The sequence below is a fragment of the Bdellovibrio sp. BCCA genome (assembly GCF_037996825.1).
Taxonomy (GTDB): Bacteria; Bdellovibrionota; Bdellovibrionia; order Bdellovibrionales; family Bdellovibrionaceae; genus Bdellovibrio.
This window is the reverse complement of record NZ_JBBNAC010000001.1, coordinates 2,313,734-2,337,761: the sequence shown is the minus strand read 5'-3', so window position 1 is coordinate 2,337,761 and position 24,028 is coordinate 2,313,734. Positions and strand designations below refer to the sequence as shown.

Annotated in this window: 21 protein-coding genes; 12 read left to right on the top strand and 9 right to left on the bottom strand. The window is 45.0% G+C overall.

The features are described 5' to 3' along the window. The first annotated feature begins 3 nt into the window (after positions 1-3). Positions 4-918: a hypothetical protein gene (locus tag AAAA78_RS11420; RefSeq protein WP_295905455.1), complete on the top strand. Its 915-nt coding sequence runs from the start codon at positions 4-6 to the stop codon at positions 916-918. A gap of 89 nt (positions 919-1,007) precedes the next feature. On the opposite strand, the gene AAAA78_RS11415 is transcribed toward AAAA78_RS11420, so the two are convergent. Beyond that, positions 1,008-1,670, bottom strand: coding sequence for a hypothetical protein (locus AAAA78_RS11415; protein WP_340592179.1), 663 nt, complete (start codon positions 1,668-1,670; stop codon positions 1,008-1,010). Between the two features lie 149 nt (positions 1,671-1,819). Here AAAA78_RS11415 and AAAA78_RS11410 point away from each other — a divergent pair, with 149 nt between their 5' ends. Next, the gene (locus AAAA78_RS11410) at positions 1,820-2,467 is read left to right on the top strand and encodes an HD-GYP domain-containing protein (protein ID WP_340592178.1); all 648 of its coding nucleotides are present in this window, start codon (positions 1,820-1,822) and stop codon (positions 2,465-2,467) included. A 5-nt stretch (positions 2,468-2,472) separates the two neighbouring features. Here AAAA78_RS11410 and AAAA78_RS11405 read toward each other — a convergent pair whose 3' ends face one another. Next, on the bottom strand, positions 2,473-3,273 hold the full coding sequence (locus AAAA78_RS11405) for a DUF1338 domain-containing protein (RefSeq protein ID WP_340592177.1): 801 nt from the start codon (positions 3,271-3,273) through the stop codon (positions 2,473-2,475). Between the two features lie 123 nt (positions 3,274-3,396). Between AAAA78_RS11405 and AAAA78_RS11400 the strand changes: the two genes are divergently transcribed. The 4 genes from AAAA78_RS11400 (at position 3,397) to AAAA78_RS11385 (ending at position 9,821) form a co-directional block, all read left to right on the top strand. Next, positions 3,397-4,413, top strand: a complete 1,017-nt coding sequence (locus tag AAAA78_RS11400; RefSeq protein WP_340592176.1) for a M14 family zinc carboxypeptidase — start codon at positions 3,397-3,399, stop codon at positions 4,411-4,413. Then, complete coding sequence (locus AAAA78_RS11395; RefSeq protein ID WP_340592175.1) at positions 4,400-5,140, top strand: alpha/beta fold hydrolase; 741 nt, start codon at positions 4,400-4,402, stop codon at positions 5,138-5,140. The genes AAAA78_RS11400 and AAAA78_RS11395 overlap by 14 nt, the downstream gene beginning before the upstream one ends. A gap of 168 nt (positions 5,141-5,308) precedes the next feature. Next, complete coding sequence (locus AAAA78_RS11390) at positions 5,309-6,745, top strand: transposase (protein ID WP_340592174.1); 1,437 nt, start codon at positions 5,309-5,311, stop codon at positions 6,743-6,745. Further along, positions 6,735-9,821, top strand: a complete 3,087-nt coding sequence (locus AAAA78_RS11385; protein ID WP_340592173.1) for a hypothetical protein — start codon at positions 6,735-6,737, stop codon at positions 9,819-9,821. The genes AAAA78_RS11390 and AAAA78_RS11385 overlap by 11 nt, the downstream gene beginning before the upstream one ends. On the opposite strand, the gene AAAA78_RS11380 is transcribed toward AAAA78_RS11385, so the two are convergent. From AAAA78_RS11380 to rpmG, 3 genes are read right to left on the bottom strand one after another with little or no spacing between them, the layout of a single operon-like run. Further along, positions 9,763-10,401 (bottom strand): hypothetical protein, encoded by a 639-nt coding sequence (locus tag AAAA78_RS11380; protein WP_340592172.1) that lies wholly within the window; start codon positions 10,399-10,401, stop codon positions 9,763-9,765. The two genes, AAAA78_RS11385 and AAAA78_RS11380, sit on opposite strands and share 59 nt — an antisense overlap. Beyond that, positions 10,383-10,919 carry a dCTP deaminase gene (gene dcd, locus AAAA78_RS11375; protein WP_295900036.1) on the bottom strand — a complete coding sequence of 179 codons (537 nt, stop codon included), beginning with the start codon at positions 10,917-10,919 and terminating at the stop codon, positions 10,383-10,385. The genes AAAA78_RS11380 and dcd overlap by 19 nt, the downstream gene beginning before the upstream one ends. Next, positions 10,919-11,098: a 50S ribosomal protein L33 gene (rpmG, locus tag AAAA78_RS11370; RefSeq protein WP_041873421.1), complete on the bottom strand. Its 180-nt coding sequence runs from the start codon at positions 11,096-11,098 to the stop codon at positions 10,919-10,921. The genes dcd and rpmG overlap by 1 nt, the downstream gene beginning before the upstream one ends. 137 nt (positions 11,099-11,235) lie before the next feature. Here rpmG and AAAA78_RS11365 point away from each other — a divergent pair, with 137 nt between their 5' ends. From AAAA78_RS11365 to AAAA78_RS11355, 3 genes are all read left to right on the top strand, one after another. Then, positions 11,236-12,114, top strand: a complete 879-nt coding sequence (locus AAAA78_RS11365; RefSeq protein WP_340592170.1) for a ChaN family lipoprotein — start codon at positions 11,236-11,238, stop codon at positions 12,112-12,114. Between the two features lie 60 nt (positions 12,115-12,174). After that, positions 12,175-12,582, top strand: a complete 408-nt coding sequence (locus AAAA78_RS11360) for a response regulator (RefSeq protein WP_295900034.1) — start codon at positions 12,175-12,177, stop codon at positions 12,580-12,582. Between the two features lie 188 nt (positions 12,583-12,770). Next, positions 12,771-13,031, top strand: coding sequence for a hypothetical protein (locus tag AAAA78_RS11355; protein ID WP_340592169.1), 261 nt, complete (start codon positions 12,771-12,773; stop codon positions 13,029-13,031). A gap of 3 nt (positions 13,032-13,034) precedes the next feature. Here AAAA78_RS11355 and AAAA78_RS11350 read toward each other — a convergent pair whose 3' ends face one another. Then, on the bottom strand, positions 13,035-14,987 hold the full coding sequence (locus AAAA78_RS11350) for an ATP-binding protein (RefSeq protein ID WP_340592168.1): 1,953 nt from the start codon (positions 14,985-14,987) through the stop codon (positions 13,035-13,037). Further along, positions 14,984-17,152: a FecR domain-containing protein gene (locus AAAA78_RS11345; RefSeq protein ID WP_340592167.1), complete on the bottom strand. Its 2,169-nt coding sequence runs from the start codon at positions 17,150-17,152 to the stop codon at positions 14,984-14,986. The genes AAAA78_RS11350 and AAAA78_RS11345 overlap by 4 nt, the downstream gene beginning before the upstream one ends. 188 nt (positions 17,153-17,340) lie before the next feature. On the opposite strand from AAAA78_RS11345, the gene AAAA78_RS11340 reads away from it, so the two are divergent. The 3 genes from AAAA78_RS11340 to AAAA78_RS11330 all read left to right on the top strand — a co-directional run bounded on the left by AAAA78_RS11340 (position 17,341) and on the right by AAAA78_RS11330 (position 21,638). Further along, positions 17,341-19,101 carry a SpoIIE family protein phosphatase gene (locus tag AAAA78_RS11340; RefSeq protein WP_340592166.1) on the top strand — a complete coding sequence of 587 codons (1,761 nt, stop codon included), beginning with the start codon at positions 17,341-17,343 and terminating at the stop codon, positions 19,099-19,101. A 33-nt stretch (positions 19,102-19,134) separates the two neighbouring features. Next, positions 19,135-19,605 (top strand): hypothetical protein, encoded by a 471-nt coding sequence (locus tag AAAA78_RS11335; protein ID WP_340592165.1) that lies wholly within the window; start codon positions 19,135-19,137, stop codon positions 19,603-19,605. Positions 19,606-19,709: 104 nt separating this feature from the next. Beyond that, the gene (locus AAAA78_RS11330) at positions 19,710-21,638 is read left to right on the top strand and encodes a response regulator (protein ID WP_340592164.1); all 1,929 of its coding nucleotides are present in this window, start codon (positions 19,710-19,712) and stop codon (positions 21,636-21,638) included. On the opposite strand, the gene AAAA78_RS11325 is transcribed toward AAAA78_RS11330, so the two are convergent. Beyond that, the gene (locus tag AAAA78_RS11325; protein ID WP_340592163.1) at positions 21,635-23,410 is read right to left on the bottom strand and encodes a hypothetical protein; all 1,776 of its coding nucleotides are present in this window, start codon (positions 23,408-23,410) and stop codon (positions 21,635-21,637) included. The genes AAAA78_RS11330 and AAAA78_RS11325 overlap by 4 nt on opposite strands. Beyond that, positions 23,407-24,012, bottom strand: coding sequence for an ATP/GTP-binding protein (locus AAAA78_RS11320; RefSeq protein ID WP_295900020.1), 606 nt, complete (start codon positions 24,010-24,012; stop codon positions 23,407-23,409). The genes AAAA78_RS11325 and AAAA78_RS11320 overlap by 4 nt, the downstream gene beginning before the upstream one ends. Positions 24,013-24,028: the final 16 nt, after the last annotated feature.

Genomic DNA, 24,028 nt, shown 5'->3' with positions numbered 1-24,028 from the left:
CGAATGAAAAATGTATTGCGTACGATGGTAGCAGCAGTTGTAGCAACTAGCTTCGCAGCCTGCGGTGGCGGCGGCGGCGGTGGTGGTGGAACACCAGGCGGCGGCGGAACTACACTCTACTATCCTTATGAGACTGTTTACGGTGATGCTTGTAAAACTCAAGAAGCAACTCCAGGTTGCACATTCTTCGCTTCTAACGGAAAGAGAATCACAGTCACTGAAGATCCTCACTACAATGACTACGGTCACGGTTCTGACGACCTTTGGTATGTTAAATTCGATGCTTCTGGTAAAGCAGCGGTTTACGATGATTTGGGTCGTTTCCAATACTATGCAAACGTTTCTGAATTTGCGGGTTATGTTGGCGGTACAACTATCGGCGTAGGAACAACTGGTTTCTATTGGGAAGATATCTCTAACGGAACTTATTGGTTGGGTAAAAACGGCGTTCTTTACAATGCGAACACGGGTGAATCTAACTACGGTCAAGCGATCAACGAGAAAAATGCTTCTTCTGCATCAGATACAAACTTCGCTGCTTTGAACTCTGATACAAATAAGAAACTTGTTAAAATGGCTTCTGAGAAGTTGATGAAAGAATACGGCTTCAAACAAGACAAAGCGGTTGCAGTTGCTTCTGCATTGAACTCTTGGGCGGTAGCTGCTGCTGAGCGCGGTACGACTTCTGAAAAAGACATGGACAAAACTTTCAAAGCTGTTTTCGGTGTTCAGTTCTCTGACGCTCTAGCTGCTGCGAAAGACTTGGCAATGGGTGACAGCTCTTCTATGCAAGATTTGACTAACAGATCTGCGTCTGAATTGGGTTTGAAACCTCACCAAGCTCAAAAATTCATGAAGGGCATGTACAAAAAAGCTCTTGCTAACTGGGGTTACGACGAAAACAGCTTTAACTGGTAATCAGTTGGCTCTTAGTTAAGGCCTACAAAAAACCCACAACGGTTAACTCTGTTGTGGGTTTTGTTTTTTTATTGCCGACGATTTTAAACTTAGAAGTAAGCAAGAATTCCAACAGCCGTTGCAAGGCCTGAGATCGTGGCATCGCTGCCAACGCCACCGGATTGTTTTTGATAAATGTAGCCGGCATCAATGCGGAAACCGACATTGCTGCCAGTCGGGAACCATTTCACAAAAGGTCCCACGAAGAAATCCATCAAGTCTCTTTTGCTGCCAGAACCACTGTCAATTTGTCCCATAGAAGCTGTGCCGCCGACACCATAAAGAAAGGCCTCGCCAGGTGTGTTTGAAATCAGGTTGTAGTCGGCAAAGCCACCCACTTTGTAGGACGTTGTTGTGATGCTTCCTACTTGATCAGAAGCATAAGTCAGCAAAGGCCCGAATTCATAGCTTCCAAAATTCCAGCCGAACTTACCCGTTAAAGAAAGATCCGTTTCATTTTGTGCGCCGGCGGCATCGGATTTCGTATTCATAAGGCTTGCGCTTAAAGCGACAACGTATTTGCGAGATGTTGTGGAAACCGAAGAATCAGCAAACTCATCAGGAGCCAATTCATAAACTTGTCCGCTTTGAAGGCTACCGCCAGAAAACTCGATAACGGCTTGGTTGCCTTTCACGCGACGAACTTTGATTTTTTGCGCGAAGGACGCCGAAGAAAACGTCAAAACTGCCAATGCAAGAAGCCAGTGTTTCATTATGATATACCCCTCTTAAGACTAAAGTCTTTCAATCCACAAAGAGACTGTCAATGAGAACGTGAATCACAACAAGACGTTAAAATTTCTCGAATTTAAGTTTTACCTGTTTATAACCGAAAAATTTATATAAGGGGAAGGGAGTCAGAATGTCGTCTTCCTGGGGAGACATACCGGCGTGGGCCTATGGGGCTGCGCAGGCATTAATGCAATCATTGAAGCTGGTTGATCCGGCGACTTATGCGCATTGCTGCCGAGTCGGTGAGATGTCTCGTAAATTAGCGCGCGATGCTGGTCTTAATGAATACGAGCAGAAGCTTGCGGAGTTCGCAGGTCTTTTTCACGATATCGGTAAGATGGGGGTTCCCCAATCTATCATTTCTAAGCCTGGAAAATTAGATGATGCTGAGCACGTGATCATGCAAAGTCATCCGGTTCTAAGTGAGCAGATCATCAATCCTTTAAGTCATGACAAATTTTTTGCTTCGATCTTGCCAGCCATTCGCGGTCATCATGAACGCGTGGATGGAACAGGCTATCCCGACAAAAAACGCGGGGATGAAGTTCCTCTTTTAGCTCGTATTATTTTAGTTGTTGATACGTACGATGCGATGTCGCAAACACGCGCTTATCGCAAAGGCCTTCCGGTGGAAGTGGTCTACGCAGAACTGCAAAGATGTTCTGGCACTCAGTTCGATTCCCAGCTTGTGAAAACGTTCTTGCAAGCGCACAAGACATGGGAAACGCAAGAGGCGGATCAAGACACCTTAAACCACCTCATCAAGAAGATTGCCTAAGCAATCTATTTCATTTTATTTGTACTTTCGAAGATTTTATCAGCGGATTTGGCAACAAATCCCTGATAAAGTTTGCCGTTTTCAAGCGGGTAGCGCTTCGCAAATTCATAGTAGCAACCTGGAATATTGAAAGTGCCGTCATCAAACTTCACAGGAATTTCAGACGCCATTGTCGAGCTTTGCTCTAGATAATCCGCTGTCGTTCCTTTGATTTCTCCGCCGGAAGAGTTCAAAACAAAGCCTTTGCTTTTAACAAACTCATTAAGAACGCGGATGTCGTTAAACTTTTTAAGCTTGTTGATGTTGATCGTAAAGTGGTTCGGACGGAAGCCATAAGCTGCCACCCAGGAAGCGTATTCACTTTCTTTTGCCAGCTCAGCGTACAAAGCGTGAGTCATTTTCCAAGGACGTCCCGCCATCGCAAAATCTTCGCGCTCCATTTCAGAGTCAGGAAGTTGGTCGACAAGTTTATTCACAGTTTCGCGAATGAAGGGCGACACCTTTTCAAGTTCCAATTCGCTGATAAAGATTTTTGGCATGTCTTCATTGGGATGCTCATAGTGTTTTGCATAGAGTTTTTTCTCTACAAAAGTGTAATCACCTTTTTCAACATAGCCGTATTTTTTGAATTGTTTTGCCAAAGATTCAATACCCAAACGCGGATGGTTGAATGTGCGAAGAGCAATGTGGTCATTAATCACTGTTTCGCCTTCCGCAACAAAAAGATCGTGAATGCGTTTAGCAGCAGGATTAATTTGGCAATAGTCGACCCACATTTTTTCCAAAAGTGTCTCTAGGCTCATCATAAACAGTTCTCCTAATGAATGACCGAAGGTTACCGCTCTTAAATCGGAGGCGCAACGGGTCCGGCGCATAACTTTGAGCGTTATTCATTGGAGCTGGAGGATATTTCGCCAACAATAAGCGCTATGACGTCATTGCCTGAGATCCAACAAATTGAAAAAAGAATCCAGAGCCTGGGAAGTTCTGTCCGCTCTGAAGTTCTTGCCTACAGTGAGCTTGGTTCCTTGCGTTTTCCCATCTACAAAGTGACTTTCGGAAGTGAAGACCCCAAAGCACCAGTCCTGGGTTTTACAGGCGGCGTGCACGGTCTTGAACGCATTGGCGCGCAAGTGTGTGTGGCTTTGATGAATTCATTGGCGGAGCTGGCTCAGTGGGATGAGACGATCAAAAGAACTCTGCAAGATATTCGCGTGTTTTTTATTCCTACCGTGAATCCTGTTGGTATTTACAAAAAAACACGCAGCAATCCGCGCGGGGTGGATCTGATGCGCAATGCTCCTGTTGAAGGGGACGCTCCCGCACGATGGGTCGGTGGTCAGCGTTTTAGCAATCGTTTTCCTTGGTATCGCGGTGAAGTGGGAGCGCCGATGGAAATCGAAGCCCAAGCTTTGATCGCGGCCGTTGAAAAAGAAATTGCACAGAGCTCGTTGGCGGTGACGATCGATGTTCACTCGGGTTTTGGTTTTCAAGATCGCATTTGGTTTCCCTATGCGAAAACGATCAAACCATTTCCAGATCTTCCACTCGCATACTCGCTCAAAGATTTGTTAGATCGCACTTATCCTCATCACTTTTACCGTTTCGAACCTCAGGCGCAAAGTTACACGACTCACGGAGACCTGTGGGATTACCTTTATGACAATCATCTTCAAGCACGGGGAGAAAAAACTTATCTGCCGTTGTGTCTTGAGATGGGTTCCTGGTTGTGGGTGAAAAAAAATCCATGGCAAATTTTCCGCGCGGAAGGACCATTTAATCCAATCAAAGGTCATCGCCAGCGCCGAACGCTTCGTCGCCACAACACATTGATGGAATTTTTAATTCGCGCCGTAGCGTCTCCGCAAGCGTGGGCGGCTCTATCGGAATTGCAAAAAGAAGACTTTGATAAAAAAGCACGGGAGTTGTGGTATGCCACAAACTAAAAATTGGATTCTATTGCGAGGCTTGGCTCGTGGCGTAGGCCACTGGGGATCTTTTGTTGATAAAATGAAAGAGCGTTTCCCCGAGGATAATTTCGAATTGATTGATCTTCCCGGAAATGGCGCACGTAACGGCGAAAAAAGTCCGACAAATATTTCTGATTATGTCAAAGACCTGCGCTCTCGCTCCGAGTTTGTTAAAAAAGGGGAGCCGTTCAACGTCCTTTCCGTTTCACTCGGCGCAATGGTCACCGTTGAGTGGATGCGCGAGTATCCGCACGAAATCAAAAAAGCCTACTTGGTGTGCACAAGCTCTTCAGGATATTCGCCGTTTTATCAGCGCTTTTTGCTAATGAATTATGTCAAATCAATGAACTTGCTGGGCGCAAAAAACGATGAAGCTTTGTGGGAGAAAACTATTTTAGGAATGGTGACCAACAGTCACGAGCGTCGCGAAGCTGAAATCTTGCCGTTGATGGCCTACACAAAAGAACATCCGATGAGCATTGAAAACATGCTTCGTCAAATTTTCGCGGCATCTCGCTATCGTTTTCCAGAAGAAGCTCCTGGCGACATCCAACTTTTGGGTTCATACGGGGATCGTTTGGTGTCACCAAAGTGCACGCTAAGGATTGCCGAAAAGTGGGGACTAAAACCCACAATGCATCCGTGGGCTGGCCACGATATTCCGATTGACGATCCGCGTTGGCTGGTTGAGCACTTACTCTAAAAACAGCCTTCTATGGTATTTTTTTAGGGGTAAGTATTTCAAATCAAATGACGTTTTTTTACCATCAGCTCTCGTATATTTGATTTGAAGCATATCGACACGTGGCTCCGTTGACTCCCGAGGCCTTTTCTTATTCTCTACAGTCTGGACTTTTATCCAGAGGCGGATGTGAGGATAAGAACCTACATCGCGGCAGCACTTACCAGTGTTTCCGTGACCACAAAAGCGAAAACTCAAACCCTGAGCGTGAAGGATCTTCAGGCTCAAGGGGTGAGCTCTATTGAAGAGCCGAAACTTTCGTCTTCGCCAGCGCAGGTCTATGGACAAATCCGCATGGAGGGAATGCAATACTTCACTCCAATCCCAGAATCTCCACAACTTTCCTTTAGCCAACTTCTTTCAGCTCGCTTGTCCGCTCTTAAAGAAACTTCTTGGATCGACATGGCCGCGGATATTTCAGGCGGTACGTTTTTCTCTCGTGGGCAATCTCACTTCGTCGTGCATGAGGCCTATCTCGCTTCGCATGGCAATACGCCCTTTAAAACCTTCTTAGGGCGTAAAAAGAAGGACTGGAGTGAGATGGATCGCCGTTGGCAATTGGGCCTGTGGCAGCCGAAGTTTGCCATCGACACTCTTCGTCCGGAAGAACAAGGTTTAACGGGGCTTTTTGTCGACTACAACACGCAAGGCTGGGAGATCCTGGGCTTTGCAACCCCTGTGTTTATTCCGAGCATGGGACCTGATATCCGCGAAGAGGGTGGCGGCCTTGTTTCTGACAGCCGTTGGTATCGCGCCCCTTCACGCAATTACGATTTCAACAACCACATTAATACCATCAGCTACGAATTGGACATCCCTGATATGGCGAAGCTTGTCGGCAATGGCGGGGTTGGCTTTATGGGGCGCTTGGGTAACAAGGAAAACGGCCCGTGGATTGTGGCTAGTGCCGGTTACATGCCAGTGAATGAGCTGATTTTAAAACGTAAAAACTTTAAAGACGTTTCTGAAGATAAAGTGGATGTGACGGTGTCTCCAGATGTAGGTTATCACGGCATCTATTCTTTGGATATCGGTTACGCTTTCTCAAATCTCAAAGCTTCGTTGTCTTACTTGCAAGATGAACCGAAAGAAAAACTTCCTGAGGTGGATTGGTCCATTCAAAGTTTGAAACCGATCAAAGCCTATTCGGCGGCGTTTGATTTCTCCTTAGCCAATATCTTTACAAAAACTTTGGCGTTTCAGTTGGAGTATTTGAAAGTCGATGGCGGCGGTATTAAAGACGTTCTTTCAAATGGAAGTCCTGACGATTTCACATTGTTTGACCAGCGTTTGAAATTCACGAACGCGCTTTCGTTTCGTGTGGAAGGCCAGCTTGCAAGCTTCTTCCGCCGTCCTTTCGTAACAAGATTCAAGTATCTATACGACTACGATCAAAGAGGCTCTTTGCTTAATACAGAGTTCCTCTATTATCCGAGTCAAAAGTGGGCCGTTGTTATGGGCGGCGATATTTTAGGGGTGCAGGATGAGTCCTACAATCCCTCAAGTTTTCTCAATCAATATCGCGCCAATGACAGGGTCTACGGAGGCATGACTTATGTTTTCTAAGACTGATTTAAAGAGAGGCTTCGCAGCACTCTCTTTTTGCATTTTATCGGCGGGAGTTCTTTCGGGCTGTGACTCGAAACTCGGCGAGGAACCACCTCCGCCAGAGAGCCAGGAATTCAGTGGCACTCAATGTCTTTCGGAGATGAATCCCGTTGTGAAGGACTTCATCGTCGGGAATGCAAAAAAAGAAGACGTTGAAAGAAGCTGGGATTGCGCGACGAGTGCGGTTGAAAAATTTAAGCGCTACGTGCGTGGACGTGCAGCGGATCGTTACACTCCTCAGGAACTCGCGACATTCTTAGAAAAAAACTTTCTTGATCCAAAACAAAATCCTAAAATCACTGTCGGCTTGCAGACAGAATTTATGAAGCTTAAGCAGGTCTTCGTTGGTGGAAGTCCTGATTACATCACTCGCTCTGAAATCGATAAATTGATTGTCTTGTTTAAAAACTTCCGTGAAATGACGGTGGCCCTGAATCCGTATATGAAAGTCTTGTCGCTCAATTGGGCGGTGACGGATTCAAACAAGTTGCAACTCGATGTTCGCTATTTCGAAGATGCGAATAAAGAAGTTCAAAATGCCGCTCGCACTTTGGCTTCGTTGATTGAGAAAAACGGGCAGGGTTATAAGCTTTCTGACTTCGTTTCATTGATGGAAGAAATGAGTTCTTTCTTTGGTGAGAGCTGGGAATTCCCGAAAACAATCATGAAGTACATGCCGGTTGTCCAAAAAGTAAAAAAAGCTTTGGCCGGTGGTGATGAGAACACGATTACACCGAATGAATGGCGTCGTTTTTCTTTATTGGGTGCCCGCGGTTACGTTCAGTATCTTCGTTATTATTACTTCATTAAATCTGTCCCTGAAACGGGAACTGGCTATCGCCTTTCTTATCTTTCTCGCACGGTGGAAGATGTCTTGTCCGTATTCCAAGATCTGGTTGCAGAAAAACCTGAAGGTGTTGTTTCCCGTGATGAAGTGACGGAACTCCTTAAAACATTGCAAGTGGTATGGCCGGACTTCAAAGTTTCAAACAAACTTGTTTTTGAAGCGATGAAAGTAAAGCAGCTTTTCTTTGGCGGCAGTGTGGACTCTTTCACAACGACTGACTTTGAAACGGCCCGCTTAAAAGTCAGCCGGATTAAAATCTTAGTAGAGCGTTTCCTTCCTTATTATTCTATCTATGGCCGTGAGTGGGAACCAGAGATTTACGAACCTGAGGAAGCACAAAAGCTTTTCATGGAGTCTCAGTTTGTTTTGGAGGCGACAGTTCGCGAAGCCGGTGTGTTGTTTGAAGGCGCTTATGATCTTAAGGATCTCACAAGCCTGATTCACGAAGTGGAGCTTTTGTATCCACCGAAAGAAGTGGGCTACGAAGAACAAGTGAAAAAGTATCTGCCAATGGTGATCGATGTGAAGAACATGATCCTGGGCGGAAATGACTCTTCTTTGCGCAAAGGCAACTGGAGCGTTCTTTTAGGTTTTGCTGCCAGATTCTATTCGGATTTCCTGTATTATGACTATTTCGTAAAAGAAAAACCTATGGAGCAGCCGCTCACGGTCAGCTACTTGTCAGTGCTCTCAAATCAAAGTTTGAACATCTTGCGAGATCTTTTGATTGCGAAAAAAGAGAGCCAGTTCACTCGCGCTGAACTTAATAAAATTGCAGAGCACTTAATTAAGCTAGAAGTTCTGCCAAAGGGTTTGAAAGCCGAATCGCTCGATCAAGTTTTGGGTGTGGTGCTTAATAATATCTTTGTGAACCCAAACCAACGCATTGATGGTTACGTTCCTAATGCTCTGAACTTGGCTTCGATTGAGGTCATCCGCCATGAACTGCAAGTGTGGTTGGACTCGGAACTCTTTATTGCAACACTGACTGAAAACTGGAAGCCAGAAGACGGCCTTAATGCGAAAGCACTGAGCGATGTTTTAAAGAACGCTAAAAAAGCCGATACCGCAACAGAACCATTGCAAGCGGGCTTGGGTGAGTTCCTTTTATCGGTGGACACTCCTGTGCCAATCACTTTAGACAGTGAAAGCCGCGTTATTATCTCGAACAAGTTTGAGCAAGTTTATACAAAGCACACTCTTCGTCAGATGAATCTTTATAGAGGCATCACAAGACTTCTTCTTCGTTCTTTTGTGAACGATAAAGAGCGTGTAGCGACGTACAAAGGAGCCATCCTTGATGAAGTTCAGTCGGCTTTCTTTACTTTGAAGCCGGTCCTCGTGGAAATGGGATTGATTGAGCCGAAGAACGTGACCTTCGCATCTTCGCGTTTCCGTGAAGCGAATATCTTTGTTCCGCATTCAGATGGAAATACCTTGGCCTCTTACGCTGAAGTGACAGACCTTGTTGCGATGATCTGGTCGGGCGTGAACATCAATACGATGTTGCGTGAAGATCTTGTGCGCGTTTGCTTTAAGCACGGCGAGAAAGTGACAAACGATTCTCTGGTGGGTTTGAGTTGTGCTCGCGCTGCTTACAAAGATTCTATGCCGAAAAATATGACGGCCACGCCGGAGTATTTGAAATTCATGAAGGCCGCTTCGAAAGACGAGTGGGCTATTTACATGAATAACGTCTTTAAAGCTGCGGGTTATGTTCCGAATGATCAGAACATGGCGAAGATGGAAGACATCTCTTTGGCTCCGCACGTGATGCAATATATTGAGATGGTTTTTGCGCGCTTTGATAAAAACAAAGATGGTTTCATTTCGACCGGTGAGTCGTTAAATGCCTTCCCGGCGTTTAAAGGTATTCTTCTTGAGCTTGCAAAAGATCAAATCGCGAAGGGGACGTTGAAAGAATCAGACTTGTTGGATCTTTTCACGTACATCCTTCGTTATGGAAAACCACCAGAAACGATCAAAGAAAAACTTCGTTTCGTGTTGAAATGGAGAGGCAAACGCGACAATTGGGACGTATGGGCCGACCGTGTTCAGCTTTCTGAAATCTTAGGGTACATCGCCGACCAGGTGACTGCGGCGGCGAAGAAGGCCAAGGCAGAAGGTTCTAATCAAGAACTTTCTGTGAATCTAAACGTGCTGCCGTCACCGTTGAGTTCTGAATAATCAAACCGGTAAACGAACCGCCTCCTCGTTGAACGGGGAGGGACGAATTTAAATCTCCCGAACGGTCTGTATCTACATCCGCCGTGGCTGGAGCATACTCCACCATATTGCGTCTCCAGACAAAGACTCGCGCTTTGGAATTCACGTTGTGAACTTCAACGATCACATCAATAGAAGTTGGGAAATAAAAAGACATCTTGGAGCTATTCACCATGGCCGAGTTGCCGTTAAAGCTCACTTGCGCATTCACGCTGGCGCCGGAGCGGGTGAAGGTGACTGCAATACCATCATTTGAAGGAATGATGCTGTTGGAAGAATAAAGAACTACCGCGACCGAACTCATCGAAAGTGTGTCCAGCGAGGCCTTTAAGGCGATAGATTTACTGGAAGAGACAGTCAATAGTTCACTGAAACGAATGGTTCCGGAGCCTTGAATTTTATCGGAGCTGTATTCAGAAAAAGTAGAGGAGACTCTAGTGTTAGAGTCGATACCAGAAACTTCTTCCGGTTCGACTCCTGAGCACGCTGCTAATGAAAAGAGACTTAATACTAAGAGGGACTTTAGAATGAGTTTTTCCACATCATTGACTCTACTGGAATTGGTTTTTTGTCGTTATACTTTGCCGACGGTTTGACGTTGTAAGCCGTCAAAATATCGCCCTTTACTTCAAAGTATATCAACTGACCAATCGGCATACCAGTATAAACACGCACTGGCTGTTTCACCGAAATTTCCAGAGTCCAATAATTGCAGAAACCGACATCGCCTTTGCCTGCTGTGGCATGGATGTCTATTCCGAGACGACCTACGCTTGATTTTCCTTCTAAAAATGGGACGTGTTTTAGAGTCTCTGTGTACTCTAAAGTAACGCCCAAATAGAGAGTGTCCGGCATGAGAACAAACCCCTCTTCAGGAATTTCAAAGGTGCGAATCTTGTTATGCTTCTTGGCGTCCAGCGTCTTTTCTTCGTACACAGCTAGAGTACTGCCTAAATGAACATCGTAAGAGTTCGTTCCCAGGCACTCTCTGCGGAAAGGCTCAACTTTAATGGAGCCTGCTTCCATGTGTTGGAGAATCTGCTGATCCGTAAGAATCATTACTTAGTTTCTCTGTGAACTGTGTGGCGTTTTAGATTTGGATTGTATTTCTTTTTCTCAAGACGACTAGGAGTTTTAGTTTTGTTCTTAGTCGTAGTGTAACGAGAAACAGGTTTGCCTTCAGCGCGAGCTTCTGTGCACTCAAGAGTGATGATGATTCTTCCTGATTTTTTTGCCATTGCGGTGCCCCTTAAACTTCAAGTTTGTACTGCCATGCGTAATATGGAAAAAATGACAATACCTTTTCAAAGGGGGTCAAGGTATCAAAGGAAAAAGGAAACTTCAACAGACAATTTCGTGTCTAAGGGGAGAATTCGTGAACTCTTGGAGCCTTTTTCTAGTATCCGTGCTTTTGTCGGCCTGTGCTCATGCCCAAACTAGTGGCATTTTGAGGGGAAACACCCAACAGCCGGTCCGTTTGCAAGAAACCGTCAGTTCTGTTGCCCCAGGTTCTATCGTCATTATCGGAGAAAACCACGGATTTAAAGAACACCAGAACCAACAGCTGGCGATTATGACAGCCTTACGGGCTGAGGGCCTTAAGGTCTCTGTGGGAATGGAATTTTTTACATACACTCAACAGGACCTCGTAGACTCCTACCGCAAGGGCGCATTGACGGAGCCAGAATTCCTTAAAGCCATTGCTTGGGGAAGTCCCTCTTATGACTACTATCGCAGTCAGGCTGAGTTTCCGCTGCTTTCTGAAGGGGCTATGACCCTGGCGTTGAATGCGCCTCGTTCGTTGACTGGCAAAGTCTCTAAGCAAGGTTTGAGTTCTCTTACTCCTGAAGAGTCGGCATTGCTTCCGCCGCAGTTTTCGTTGGGTCGCGATTCTTACAAGCATCGTTTTTTAAGCATGATGCCTCATCTGCCAAATCCGGAAGCCGGAGAGCGCTACTTTGCTGCTCAGTCTATTTGGGATGACACGATGGCGTGGAGAGCAACGGAGTTTATTGCCGCTCACCCTGACCAGGTCTTGGTGATTGTCGTTGGCGAGTTCCATGTTCAGTACGGTGGAGGTTTGCCAGACCGAATTCATGCAAGAGCGCCTCAGGTTCCGGTTCTGACCTTTTCTCAAGTGAACACTTTGGATTTAACGGAAGAAGAAATTGCGACCGAGATCGCACCTTCTCCGGTCGAGGGACCGCGTGCTGATTTCTTGTGGCTCGCTCCCGCACAAAGTCTAGGGTTGTAAAGATTCTTTGAGCTTCTCTTCATGTTTTCTTTAAACTAAGACTGCAGAGGAGCCCTTACTATGTTTCCCCTAGAAACCCGCATTTTGGTTATCGATGACATGCCTTCCATCCGTGATCTTGTGAAGAACACGTTAAAGGCAATGGGTTATAAAAATATTCAAGAAGCTGCTGACGGTGAAGAAGGTCTGAAGGTTCTTGTTCAGAGCAACACTCCGGGAACGCAAATTCAATTGGTGATTTCAGATTGGAATATGCCAAAGATGAAGGGACTTGAACTTTTAAAACAAGTTCGTGCCACAGCGGAGTGGAGCAATCTTCCATTCGTACTTCTAACATCCGAGTCTGAGCGGGATCAAGTGACGGAAGCGGTTCTTGCCGGTGTCTCTCAGTACATCGTGAAACCATTCTCTGCGAAGATTTTCGAAGATAAGTTAAAAGCCGCTTACATGAAGCACAACAAGGCTTAGTCGATTTTTCACTTCGTGTTACGGGAAAATCCGTCGTCTCATTATGAGACAAGGAATTGGCGCCAAGAAGGACACCGTGTTTACTGTCTGAGCGCTCTTTGCACTTCAAAGATGTCTTATTGAGTTTTTAAGCAGGCACATGCTGTGCAACCTCTGCTTGTGAGGAAAATTATCAAGAGAGGTTCTTAATGAAAAAGCTAGTTCTGGTTTTAGCCGTATCCATGATGTCTGTAACTGCCTTTGCTAAATCGATCGAAATCACCGGAGAGAAAGCGGAAGCTCTGTTTTTTGAAATGGAGAAATCAGGAGCGACGATGACCATTCATACCCCGCGCTTGACGGAGTACAGCTCTAAGAATGTCACTTGTGTCGCAGAGGAACAATACACCGAAGACGGTGAGCGCACAGGTGTCGCGAGCTTCACGTGTCTGATTGACGTTGCTAAATGATTTTTAAGCGGCGATAGGTGTTTTTTCGTCTGATTTTTTGAACTCGGTGATGTAAGGCACTTCAACGAAGAGTGTTGTGCCTTTACCGAGTTCAGATTCGACCCACACGCGGCCTTGAAGTTCTTCGGCTGCGACTTTGATGGCATCCATTCCCACGCCACGGCCTGAGATTTCTGTCACTTGTTCACGAGTCGAAAATTGACTGTCAAAAATATGTTGGATCACTTCTTGGTCTGACTTGTTGCGAGTGTCGATCATACGTTTTGCCAACTTTTCGCGAATTTTTGATGGATCAATACCACCACCATCATCTTTGATTTGAATCATCAAGGATGGTTTTGAACCTGTGTTCTTGATTTCAACATTCACTTCAACATGACCTTCTGCGGTTTTTCCTTGATCGATGCGCGTGTCGGGAATTTCAATTCCATGATCGACGGCGTTTCTGAAAGCGTGCACAAGGGTAGAGAACAGAGAATTATAAATCTCCGGAATCACCATCACGGTGCCATTATTGATTTGCAACGGCGCCATCATCTTGTCAATTTTTTCAGCCAAACGAAGCATCACTTCGTTGTAGGGCTCTAGGAATTGAGACACGGGCTCCATCGCAAGTTCTAATAAAAGTTCCTGCGCGACAGGACCGCCACCAGGCAGAGTTCCTACCTTGCGAGCGATGTCGTTTAATTTACTGATAGCAATTTCAATTTGGCGTTCTTCTGAAGTTGCAGAAGAACCCAAGATGTCGCGCGTTTCTTCAAGGAACTTAAAGAAGTATTCTTCAATTTCAAAACACTTCGCGCGCAATGAAATAAATCCGGCTTGTGTCCAATTTTCTTTAAGCTCTGCCAAAAGGCTTTCACCTTGGTGGCAAGCTTCAGCGACTTCTTTAATAGAGAAAAGGGCCGCACCACCTTTAAGAGTGTGCAAGTTGCGGAAAAGAGTTTCTGAGTCATAAGGACCGTCGTCCTTAGATACCTCTTCGCGCACGGAAATTAAAAGTCCTTGTGCTTCTTGGATGAAGCGGTGGATTTCGCGTTTTGACTTAATCATATTGATGATCAGTTTTGCGTGTTCTTTTTCTGTTTCGGCTTGTTTTTGTGCCTCAACCAGTGAAGTGATATCGGAAGCGACAACAACAACGCCTTCCATCGCACCTTCGGTGGAACGAAGCGGGTGGTATTCAAGAGCGATATTGCGATTCTTTGAATGCGGATAAGTCACGGGGCCTAATGGTGCTAAGTCTTCAAATGGCAGCATTTCCATGAAAAGGGTTTGCATCCATTTTTTGAAACCTTCGACTTTGTTTTCAGGAAGTTTTAAAACATCCCAAATGAGTTTTCCATCGGGCTTCGATTCCACTGTGGTTTCGCAGGCCTTTGAAGAAACGTCGAGGATATGACCTTCAGAATTAAAGATGAAGAAGCCTTGTCCCAAGCTATCAAGAAGAGCGGACATGGTTTGATTGAGACGCGACAACTCGCGCGTGCGGTCGGCGACCATTTGCTCGAGGTTTTTACTGTAATTTTCAAGTTGGACTTTGGCTTCTTCAAGGGCTTTGATGACGTCTTCTTTTTGTTCAAGTTCGGCGCGATATTTTTTCTGAAGGCGTTCTTCCAAAGTCACGTCGCGCACAAAGACAATCCAGTTTTTATCCCCCATAGAGTCAAAAATAGGTTGCAGTGTGATTTGTACTTTTCCTTCGCCACCTTGGGACGTTTTAAAATTCACTTCTTTGTAAGGAGTGGCGTCGCAAATATGAATCAACTTATCAAGACCCTCAATCGGTTCACTAAACTCAAAGAGTTCAGAGAACTTCATGCCTCTTGTGATTTTGCGAATAGAAAGACCTGCGACGATCGCGGCCGTTTCGTTGCAATAGACGACCTTTTGCTCAGCATTTAGAACAAACACAGGTTCCAAAAGGGTGTCAAAGAGGGAGTACTGAATCTTCATTTTACAAACGTCTCATTTTTTTGATGGTAAAGAGTAAATTCACGCTTTTCTGTCCATTCAGACATTTCAGCGTCGCCTTTAGATTCCGCACGCACGCGCCAGTAGATTTTTCCAAGTGGAACGCGGTCTTTAATCAAATAACGATTTCCTTGCAGAGATTTTGCAATCAATGTGCGAGAGAAATCCGCTTTATCTGAAATTTCAATACGGTAAGAAGTTGCACCTTCCACCTTTTTCCATTCAAGCCAGATAAATGGTTCCATTTCCGTTTGCAGGAAGATCGAAGCATTGTTAAATGGCTCTAACAACGAAGGAGAAGAAAGAGGCGTACGGAATGTATAAAGCACTTCTTCGATATTTGAGAAACCTGTTAAAGGTTTGTTGCTTTCATCCATCGCCTGCACGCGCACGTGGTAGCGACCTGGATCCGGCACGGTTAAAGTCCCCGCATTGGATGAATATTCCAGTTGTTGTGGATGTGCGAAATTCTTATCCTTGTCCATTTGCACAAGATAGGATTTCGCAAATGGAACTTCAGACCAACTGATCGGAGTTTCTTTAGGGCCCGGAGCTTGGCCAATGGCATTGATCGTCTTCATCGGATCTAACGTGAGACCATCCATGTTGATATCAATTGTTCCAGTTTCACTCGGCTCACTCATAAGACCGTTCAGTCCACGAGCATAAACGCGATAGAAGTATTGACCTGGACGATATTGTGACCAAGACACTTGGTTTTGTGTGATATCGTATTTTTCAACTTCTTTGAAGCTAGCATCTTTAGAAATTTGCAAGATGTAGTTCTTCGTTTGTAGAACAGGTTTCCACGCCAGCTTCGGAGATTCCGGAGACGCCGGATTGCGATCTTTTCCTGTTGGAACTTTGAAGTCGACTTTCTTCGTCACAAGAATAGGGCGGTTTGGACGCTCTTCTTTGTGCGCAAAAAGATTCAAGGTGAAAGACACGGGCTCAGACCATGGAGATGGTTTTTGCGATTCTGTCTGACCTTGCACGCGCACCCAATAAGTTCCCGCAGGAAGTTTTGGAGTGACCGCCGCTAAAGTATTTGTCTGCCCTTCTTTCACAATCGTTGTGAATTCCGCATCGGAAGCCACTTGCCATGTGAAGTTTTTAAGAGACTCTTGCGCGCGCCATTGGATTTCCGTGCTTGTTTCCAAAGCCTCTTGAGGTTTTACTTTCAACTCAAGATTGATTTGCGCTGCTTGAGTCGGCGTTGTGATTTGCGGACCCACCAGATGAGTGATTTGCATGTGTTGAACTGGTGATGTGGCTGCCAATTGACCATTGTGGTCCGTCGCTTTCAAGCGCCAGAAGTAAGAGCCAGGCTCTAAAGGTTCAACCACTTGCGTTTTTTTATCTTGAGTCAGTTTTGAAATCGCCACATGACTGAAATCTTCCGTTGGCGAGATTTCAAGTTCAAAGCGCGCGACGTCTCCTTTGCTCTCCCATTCAAAAGGAAGAGGATCGTCAGGATTGATACGAAGCCAGTTTGTATTGTCTGCCGTTTTTAAGAACAGTTGCGGTTTTTCAACTTGTTTTACTTCCCCTTTTTTAGTGACAGCGACCACCGCGTTTTTCGGAAGCTCTTTGACAGCTTGTTTCTTTTTATCAACGTACTTCACGTCACCGGAAAGTAATTTCAAGTCGACGTTACCGCTGTGAGCTTTGTTGAACTGAATTTTAGATTTTTCAGGGGAGCCTTGTTGGCTCTCAAGTTTGAATTCTTCTGTGCCGGATTTGATTGTCAATGAAGAACCTTGCGCCAATTCGCCGACAAGGTTTCCGTAGCGCAAATCCAGATTCATTTGACCGTTTTTCAAGTTCAAAGTGATTAAAGAGTTTGGCTGGATTTTAATCTGAGTTCCGTCTTGCAATTGAATTGTTGCTTCGGAACGATCACCAGTAAAGATCGAATCGTTTTGATAGACAGCATCTTTGCGAGAAGCGGGGACCCAACTGAATGTATCAAGATTTTTGCGGCGAACGTCGTTTTGTGAAATCGCGACGTCACCGATGAGTTCTAATTTTCCGTTGTTGACTTTCGGGAATAGCAAAGAGTCATCGTACAAAAAGTACGAGAAGGCCAACAGAGCTACGATGGCGCATACAAAGATGATTTTTTCTGTTTGTCCAAAACGTGACATAACACTCCTGCTTGAGGGCTTATCGGTTGGAAATGACGAATGATTTACGGACCTTAGGCCAAGTTACATGAGAATTTCTTTTCGGGTTTCCTGTTAAAGGGCATACTGAACTCGTGAAAAAACGTGGCATATCAATAAGATATAAGATTCTTTTACTGCTCACTTCACTACCTTTAATTACACTGACTGTGTATTTAATTTTAGCGTTGAAGATTTTTGAAGACGACAAGATCGCCTATGTCTTTGATTCTTCAAGCAGTATGTCAGGAACCATGGCGGCTCAAATTAAGACACAGCTCAATGCTGTGCTTGGAACGACGAAGCCGATCTTTCAAGATTACCTCACCCAACAAAAATTCACGCCGGTTTCTGATTCTATTTTCATGAATGAGTTCAATCTTGAATCCATCGTGGTGTTTACTCCGTCACAAAGCGGTGCTTTTGAAAAAGCAGCGACTCTTGAAAAAGTTCCGGATCAGACAGCGAGTGTTTTGGCTTCTTTGCAAAATCAAATACCGTCGTATTTCGCGGAAGTGGAAGCCACACGCCGTGTGGTGAAAGTGCCTTTCAGCGACGATCGTATTTTCATCTTTGAAAAAGTCAGCGATGAAACAAAAACACGCAATACGGTGTTTCTTGTCATCGTGCGTATGAGCGAAGCCTCTGAAATGTTCAGAGCAGCAATGTCGCAAAAAATGTATTTGATCTCTCAAGATGGAACTGTGCTTTTTGGTCCGGATGGAATGCCGGGAAAGAAACTGCAAGAGACGGTGACGCCGTCTTTCTTGAAAGGCTCTTCTGCGAAAGTAGCACAAGGGGCCGAGACGGATAAAGCTGCTGATGGCACAGATCTTTTGGTGTCTTTCTCTAAAGCGGGTTTCGGTGATTTGATTGTTGTAACAACGGTAGAAAAAGAAAAAGCTTTGGGTGCCGTGCAAATCCTGATTCGCAAATCTTTGATTTTTTTCGGAATCTTGATTTCGGTAACAATCATTCTCAGTCTTTTTGCTTCCAGCGGTATCACGCAAGCTCTTACTCAGCTTTTCAACGCGACTAAAAAAGTGGCGGAAGGGGATTTCAATATTCGTGTGGATGTGAAATCCACGGATGAAGTTGGAAGTTTGGCGGATAATTTTAATATCATGGCGGCGGAAGTATCACGTTTGTTAGATCAAACGGCTGAAAAAGCGCGTATGGAATCCGAACTTCAAACGGCGAAAACCGTGCAAGAAACTCTTTTCCCTGAAACACGTGCGAAAATCGGGCCTTTGGCCATTGCCGGTTACTATGAGCCTGCCAGTGAGTGCGGTGGCGACTGGTGGCACTACTGTCAAATCGGAAATAAAATCTTCTTGTGGATCGGGGACGCCACAGGGCACGGTGCTCCGGCTGCCTTGATTACGAGTGCTGCAAAATCCGCTTCAACGATTATTGAGCGGTTAAACATTTCGCCATCAAAAGCTCTCGAACTTTTGAATCGCAGTATCTATGACGTTTCAAAAGGTCGTATCATGATGACGTTCTTCTTGGCGTCTTTTGATTTAGACACGGGCGAGTTGGTGTACTGCAATGCCTCTCACGAAGCGCCGTTCTTGATTAAAAAAGGTGAGGGGCCTCTTAAGAAAAAAGATTTAGTGCCCCTTAATGAAGTGAATAATCCCAGATTAGGGCAAGCGCGTGATTCCGTTTACCAACAGACGAGCATTCAGGTAGATGAGGGTGATTCTGTTTTCTTCTATACGGACGGAATTCCCGACATTCAAAATCCTGGAAAAGAAGCTTGGGGCGAGAGAGAATTTATCAAGGCCCTTATCGCCGCGAACAAAGACTATCCTGGCGTGAATGATTCGGTAGATCGTTTCGTTGTGAGCTTCCAAGGCCATCGTCAGGGAGCAACCTTAGTCGATGACGTGACATTTTTTGTGGTCAAACGAGAAGGTCTTAATTAAATTTAAATCTGTACGTGAATGAGGAGAAGAACCATGGGTAAACTCGATGTGAAAATGAATAAAGCTGCTGATAAACTCACAGTTCAAATGGCAGGCACGATCGATGAGGACGTCGATTTTTCTCAGTTTAATTTGACGGGAAACCAAGCCATCGACGTGGAGTTGAGCGGTCTAAAAAGTATCAACTCTTGCGGTATTCGCGAGTGGATTAAATGGATAGGCACGGCGGGTGGAGCACAGATTTCATTCAGCAATTGCCCGAAAGTGATCGTCGATCAAATCAACATGGTCGATGGATTCTTGCCTGCAACCGGCAAAGTAAATTCATTTTTTGTCCCGTACTACAATGATGATTCTGGTTCTGAAAAGAACGTTCTGTTTCGTTATGGGACAGAATTCAACGAGGGCGGCGTGACACCTCCTGCATCCGTGAAGGATGAAGAAGGGAACGAAATGGAAATGGATGTTATTGAATCCAAATATTTTAAGTTCCTCAAAAAGTAAGAAATCTTCGACATAGGTCTAGAAAATGCTGCGGGTCCTGGATGACAGGCCCGCTTTTTCTTTTTTATTCTAAATAGATCCGACTTATAGACCGACAAGGAAATGTGGAACCAGGAAAAACAAAGATCCTAATTTTGGAAGATGATGAAAGCGTCGGGCTGGCTTTAAAAGAAGTCCTCAGTCGCGCCGGTCATCACGTCTTTTTGGCGGCTCGTCCTGACGAGGCCAATACCATCTTATCCACAAACACCAACATCGAATTCCTCTTTTGTGACTGTCTTTTGCCGCAAATGACGGGTTTGGATTTTATCAAACAAGCGCGCACAAATTATCCTTCATCGCGTTTTAAAGTCGTTTTGATGAGCGGTATCTACACGGATAAATCATTCATTCAAGAAGCCACACAAAGTACACAAGCCGTGGCGTTCTTGAAAAAGCCTTTTGAGATGGAGCAAGTTCTTAAACTTGTTAAGAAAGAAGAAGCTCCGAAAAAAGAAGAATCCAGCGCACGTAAATTGCTTTATCAAATGTTTGCAAACCCGACAGTGACCAATCGTCAAAAAAGAAAGGTCATTGAATCCATCGAAGAGGTGAGCGGGTTTGACTTGCCGTTCTTATATTCATTGCTTGTAGAAACAAAGAGCAGTGGTTATTTGAATATTTATAATGCCGATGGCTCCGTCTCTGGTATCACGTTCTGCAATGGCAATATCGTCGGCGTGGACGTGGACGATAAGACGACGTTCTTAGGGGAGATGTTGATCCAAAGTGGTTATGCGACTCCGGAAGACGTGCAAGCGGCTTTGCGTGACAAGAACAACCGCCGTATTGGTAATTACCTTATTCAAAATAATCAACTGAGCCCTCATGCCTTTGATTTGATTTTGATGGAGCAAATGAACATCCGCTTGGTGCGCACGATCGTGGATCAAAAAATCCGCGTGAACTTTGCGTCGGCTGAAGTGGAGATGAGCAGCCCAAGTATTGATGCTGATACGTTGTCTTATTATCTGCATGACTGGATTGCTTCTAAGATTTCTATTAGCTGGCTTAAGTCTTTGTATGTGATGTGGTCCGGAAACGTGATCGTGAAAAGTCCGACATTCCGTGATGATCATCCGGCTCTTTCGATGTCGTTGTTAAAGTCTTTGGATGGTTTGACTGTGAAGCTCAACAACCAAATGACATTGACCCAGCTTTTGGATGTCAAAGGTTACAGTGAAGTTGCCGTTTATAAGGCGATTCATTTCCTTTTGACGAAAGGTTTGATCGTCTTTGCTCAGCGTGCGGCATTCACAAATCCGCTAGAGCAATTGAAAGTTTTAAAGAAAATCTGGGCCGAGCTTGATGGCAAGAACGGTTACGAAATTGTGGCTTATATGGAAACAGGTTCCGGTGGAAGTTCTATGGATTCTGCATTGGCGGACTTCATGACTATTATCGGAGATCAGCCGCAAGACACCGCATCTGAAGTTTATACGGTGTGGAGCAAAATCAAAAAAGCAGCCGAAGAAGCTGTCGCCACATCTCGTGATACGAATAAGATCGATCAGTTCCGTCAAGCTTCACAAAAATCTGAAGCGGAAGCGAAACTCAAAGCCACGACCTTGATGGAAGAAGTAAAAAAAGCTCTTCAGTACAATCAGTTTGCAAAGGCTTTAGAGCATCTTGCGGAAGTGGCGAAACTCAATCCACAAACGCAGCAGCTTCATCTCTATAGTTCATGGGCTAAATTGGGCTCTGTAGATCCTATGAAGAAACAGTTTGTCTTAAAAGAAGTGGAACTTGAGCTTATGCAAGTTCCACCGGATGAACGCTATGATACATTATTCCCATTCGTGATTGGTTTATTCAACAAAACCAAAGGGGATATGGTGGCTGCGCGCAAATCTTTCGAAAAGAGCGTGGCGCTCGATCCATCTTTCATTCCTGCGCGCCGTGAAATCTCCATGCTTTCTGCGGCTAACAAAAAGCAGGATGTTTTCAATATGGACCTTAAACAGGTTGTTTCAGGCTTTTTTAAGAAGCGTTAGAATTTCCAGAAGACTCCCGCATTCACACCAATTTGGCTTTCTTCTTTTGCGGCAGCCGGATCGTATTTGTAATCGCTGAAATCAAGCCCGTAGCGCAAATACCATTGCGAAGAGAATTGCCAGTAAGCTTGAGCTTTGAGCATATAGGCTGATTTCAGTTTAAAATCACTTCCTGAAGAACCTGCGAAGTAATGAAACTTCAATTCTGACCATTGCATAAATGGTTTTAACCAGCGTCCTGGTTTTTTAATCCAGAAAGCTCCTAATCCAAAAGCAGTCGCACTCGCGCTTTCACCTTGAATCATTTGTAAAGGCAATGAAAGGCCCCAAGTTTCATCAATCAAGTTGAAACCTTCTTTGGCTCTCCACAAAAGTTCCAATGTTGTGAAATCCACTTTCGGTTGATCGTCTTTTTCAGTCAGATGTTGCTGTCTTTCTAAAGCCAATCCCCAACGGAAACGGGACCAGTTGGTGTTGATCATCAAGAAATTTTCAATCCACCATTGGAAGTCCACCGAGCCAAAAACAAGACCTGACGGCGTGAGATAATGAGCACCCAATCCTAATCCAAAAGGTTGCCCGCGGAAAACATCGTAACCCACAGTGAAGTCGTGTCCTTCTGAAATCACAGAAAGATAGCGGCGAGTTTCGACACCCGCGGGGATGTTGCGAACGGTCCAATAGAATTGGTTTTTCTTTGTTGGTTCTAATTGCGCATCGGGGTCTTTTTCAGGAACTTTCACTTGCACACCTTCCGGGCTCACGCCACTAAAAGATAGCTGGGAAGAATAAGTGCGTGAAACAGATTTAGCTGAAATATAAGGTCTGCTCTTTTCACGTGGCAATGTGCCGCGCACGTAAAACTCTTGGCGCATTGGAATGTCGCCATCACCTTTTAAGTACAGAACAGGGCGGCCTTTCGGAAGAGTAATCTGCCAGTCTTCATCAGAAAGTTTTTTAACTTTGCTTTCGTCAACGGGTTCAGCTCCTGAAGCGGTGAGGATGATTTTTTCCCCGTCATCAGAAACAACCACGTCTTTGAAGTCAACGTCCTTTTTGCGCGTTTCAATTTCTAAGAAAGCGCCTGTTTGAGTTTGAGCTTTGAATGCGACATTTTCACTGCGGTCGTTGAGATAAATGATCCCTTGATTGCCGACCACTTTGCCGTTGATTTCAATTTGCGCGGCTTTCTTTGTGCTAGAGCGCGCTTTGACCACCATTTGGCCTTGTTGTGAGCTGAGATAAAGTTCTTTGGAGCACAGATACAAACGTGTCTCATCGCTTTCACGGTAGATACAAAACACCATGAACGGGAAGTACTTCATATCATCAACAACATTCGCTTCAACATCGTCGATGGCAAAAGTCGCAATTTCAGAACGCAAAGCTTCTTCCCCTTCTTGGGCGGCCCCTTGAGAAATTTTTAAATTGTCTTTTGTTAGCAGAGCATTGAAGACGGCTTTGCCAGAGTTGTTTTTAATCGCCAATTCGCCGTCTTTGATAAGCCCCGCAGGCCAAGTGAAACGAATACTGTAGGTGCCTCGTTTTTTTGCGGAAGGTTCAATCTGAAAGGTCACTTGGGTTGTGTCGATAAGGATGTCACCGACTTTCAAGCGATCTTCATCGAGCAAAGTGTATTCGAATCTTTGCGGAAGAACTTGCAGATTGTTTTTGTCTGCTTGGAAATACAAAGGCTTTAGTTTCGAGCGGCCTTGTGCAAAAGAAGAACACGCGATGCAAAAACAAAGTAGACCCAGCAGAGTTCTCATCATTGCAGAAGCTCCTTTTTGATATCCTCAGCACTTTTGTGAGCCATGATGGCTTTGATGACTGATAAAGACGTTGTCATTTTCGAAAGGAAGTCCTCGTTGTGAGTGATCACCACGCGACGGGGATGGCCTTCCCAAGCTTGTTTGATTTTTGTATTTAGATCCCAAGCTTCTTGGAAAGTTTCTGTACGAATCGGATTGTTCGTGTCGTAAAAATCCATGGAAGCCGTGTCGAGGTGGATCACCCAGTCATAGCGGGCCAGTTCCTGCTCGCGAGAGCTTTGAATGGAATTAAAGAAATTCAATTCATCTGCGGGCCAATAGGCAACGCTGTCCAAAGAACCACGATCGCACACGATCAAAGGTTTTTGGCTAAGCAGGCAAATCATCTCTTCAAGCTCTTTTTGTGTGTAGTAAATCGCTTTTTGCGCATGGATGATACCCTGGGCATCTTTGTAGCGCGGAAAACCGCCACGGTATAAAATACTTGCTGCTTCAGGAACGACAGCGCATTTTTGTCCAAGCTCTTTTTTTAGAGCTTCGATAAGAGTTGTTTTACCGCCCGAAGGGCCCCCAGTGATCGCGACTTTAACGTAAGAATTCATACATATAGGATCACTA

Coding starts and splice junctions, on each gene's coding strand:
- AAAA78_RS11420 (WP_295905455.1), top strand. CDS start 4: ATGAAAAATGTATTGCGTACGATGGTAGCAGCAGTTGTAGCAACTAGC.
- AAAA78_RS11415 (WP_340592179.1), bottom strand. CDS start 1,670: ATGAAACACTGGCTTCTTGCATTGGCAGTTTTGACGTTTTCTTCGGCG.
- AAAA78_RS11410 (WP_340592178.1), top strand. CDS start 1,820: ATGTCGTCTTCCTGGGGAGACATACCGGCGTGGGCCTATGGGGCTGCG.
- AAAA78_RS11405 (WP_340592177.1), bottom strand. CDS start 3,273: ATGATGAGCCTAGAGACACTTTTGGAAAAAATGTGGGTCGACTATTGC.
- AAAA78_RS11400 (WP_340592176.1), top strand. CDS start 3,397: ATGACGTCATTGCCTGAGATCCAACAAATTGAAAAAAGAATCCAGAGC.
- AAAA78_RS11395 (WP_340592175.1), top strand. CDS start 4,400: ATGCCACAAACTAAAAATTGGATTCTATTGCGAGGCTTGGCTCGTGGC.
- AAAA78_RS11385 (WP_340592173.1), top strand. CDS start 6,735: ATGTTTTCTAAGACTGATTTAAAGAGAGGCTTCGCAGCACTCTCTTTT.
- dcd (WP_295900036.1), bottom strand. CDS start 10,919: ATGATTCTTACGGATCAGCAGATTCTCCAACACATGGAAGCAGGCTCC.
- rpmG (WP_041873421.1), bottom strand. CDS start 11,098: ATGGCAAAAAAATCAGGAAGAATCATCATCACTCTTGAGTGCACAGAA.
- AAAA78_RS11360 (WP_295900034.1), top strand. CDS start 12,175: ATGTTTCCCCTAGAAACCCGCATTTTGGTTATCGATGACATGCCTTCC.
- AAAA78_RS11355 (WP_340592169.1), top strand. CDS start 12,771: ATGAAAAAGCTAGTTCTGGTTTTAGCCGTATCCATGATGTCTGTAACT.
- AAAA78_RS11350 (WP_340592168.1), bottom strand. CDS start 14,987: ATGAAGATTCAGTACTCCCTCTTTGACACCCTTTTGGAACCTGTGTTT.
- AAAA78_RS11345 (WP_340592167.1), bottom strand. CDS start 17,152: ATGTCACGTTTTGGACAAACAGAAAAAATCATCTTTGTATGCGCCATC.
- AAAA78_RS11335 (WP_340592165.1), top strand. CDS start 19,135: ATGGGTAAACTCGATGTGAAAATGAATAAAGCTGCTGATAAACTCACA.
- AAAA78_RS11325 (WP_340592163.1), bottom strand. CDS start 23,410: ATGATGAGAACTCTGCTGGGTCTACTTTGTTTTTGCATCGCGTGTTCT.
- AAAA78_RS11320 (WP_295900020.1), bottom strand. CDS start 24,012: ATGAATTCTTACGTTAAAGTCGCGATCACTGGGGGCCCTTCGGGCGGT.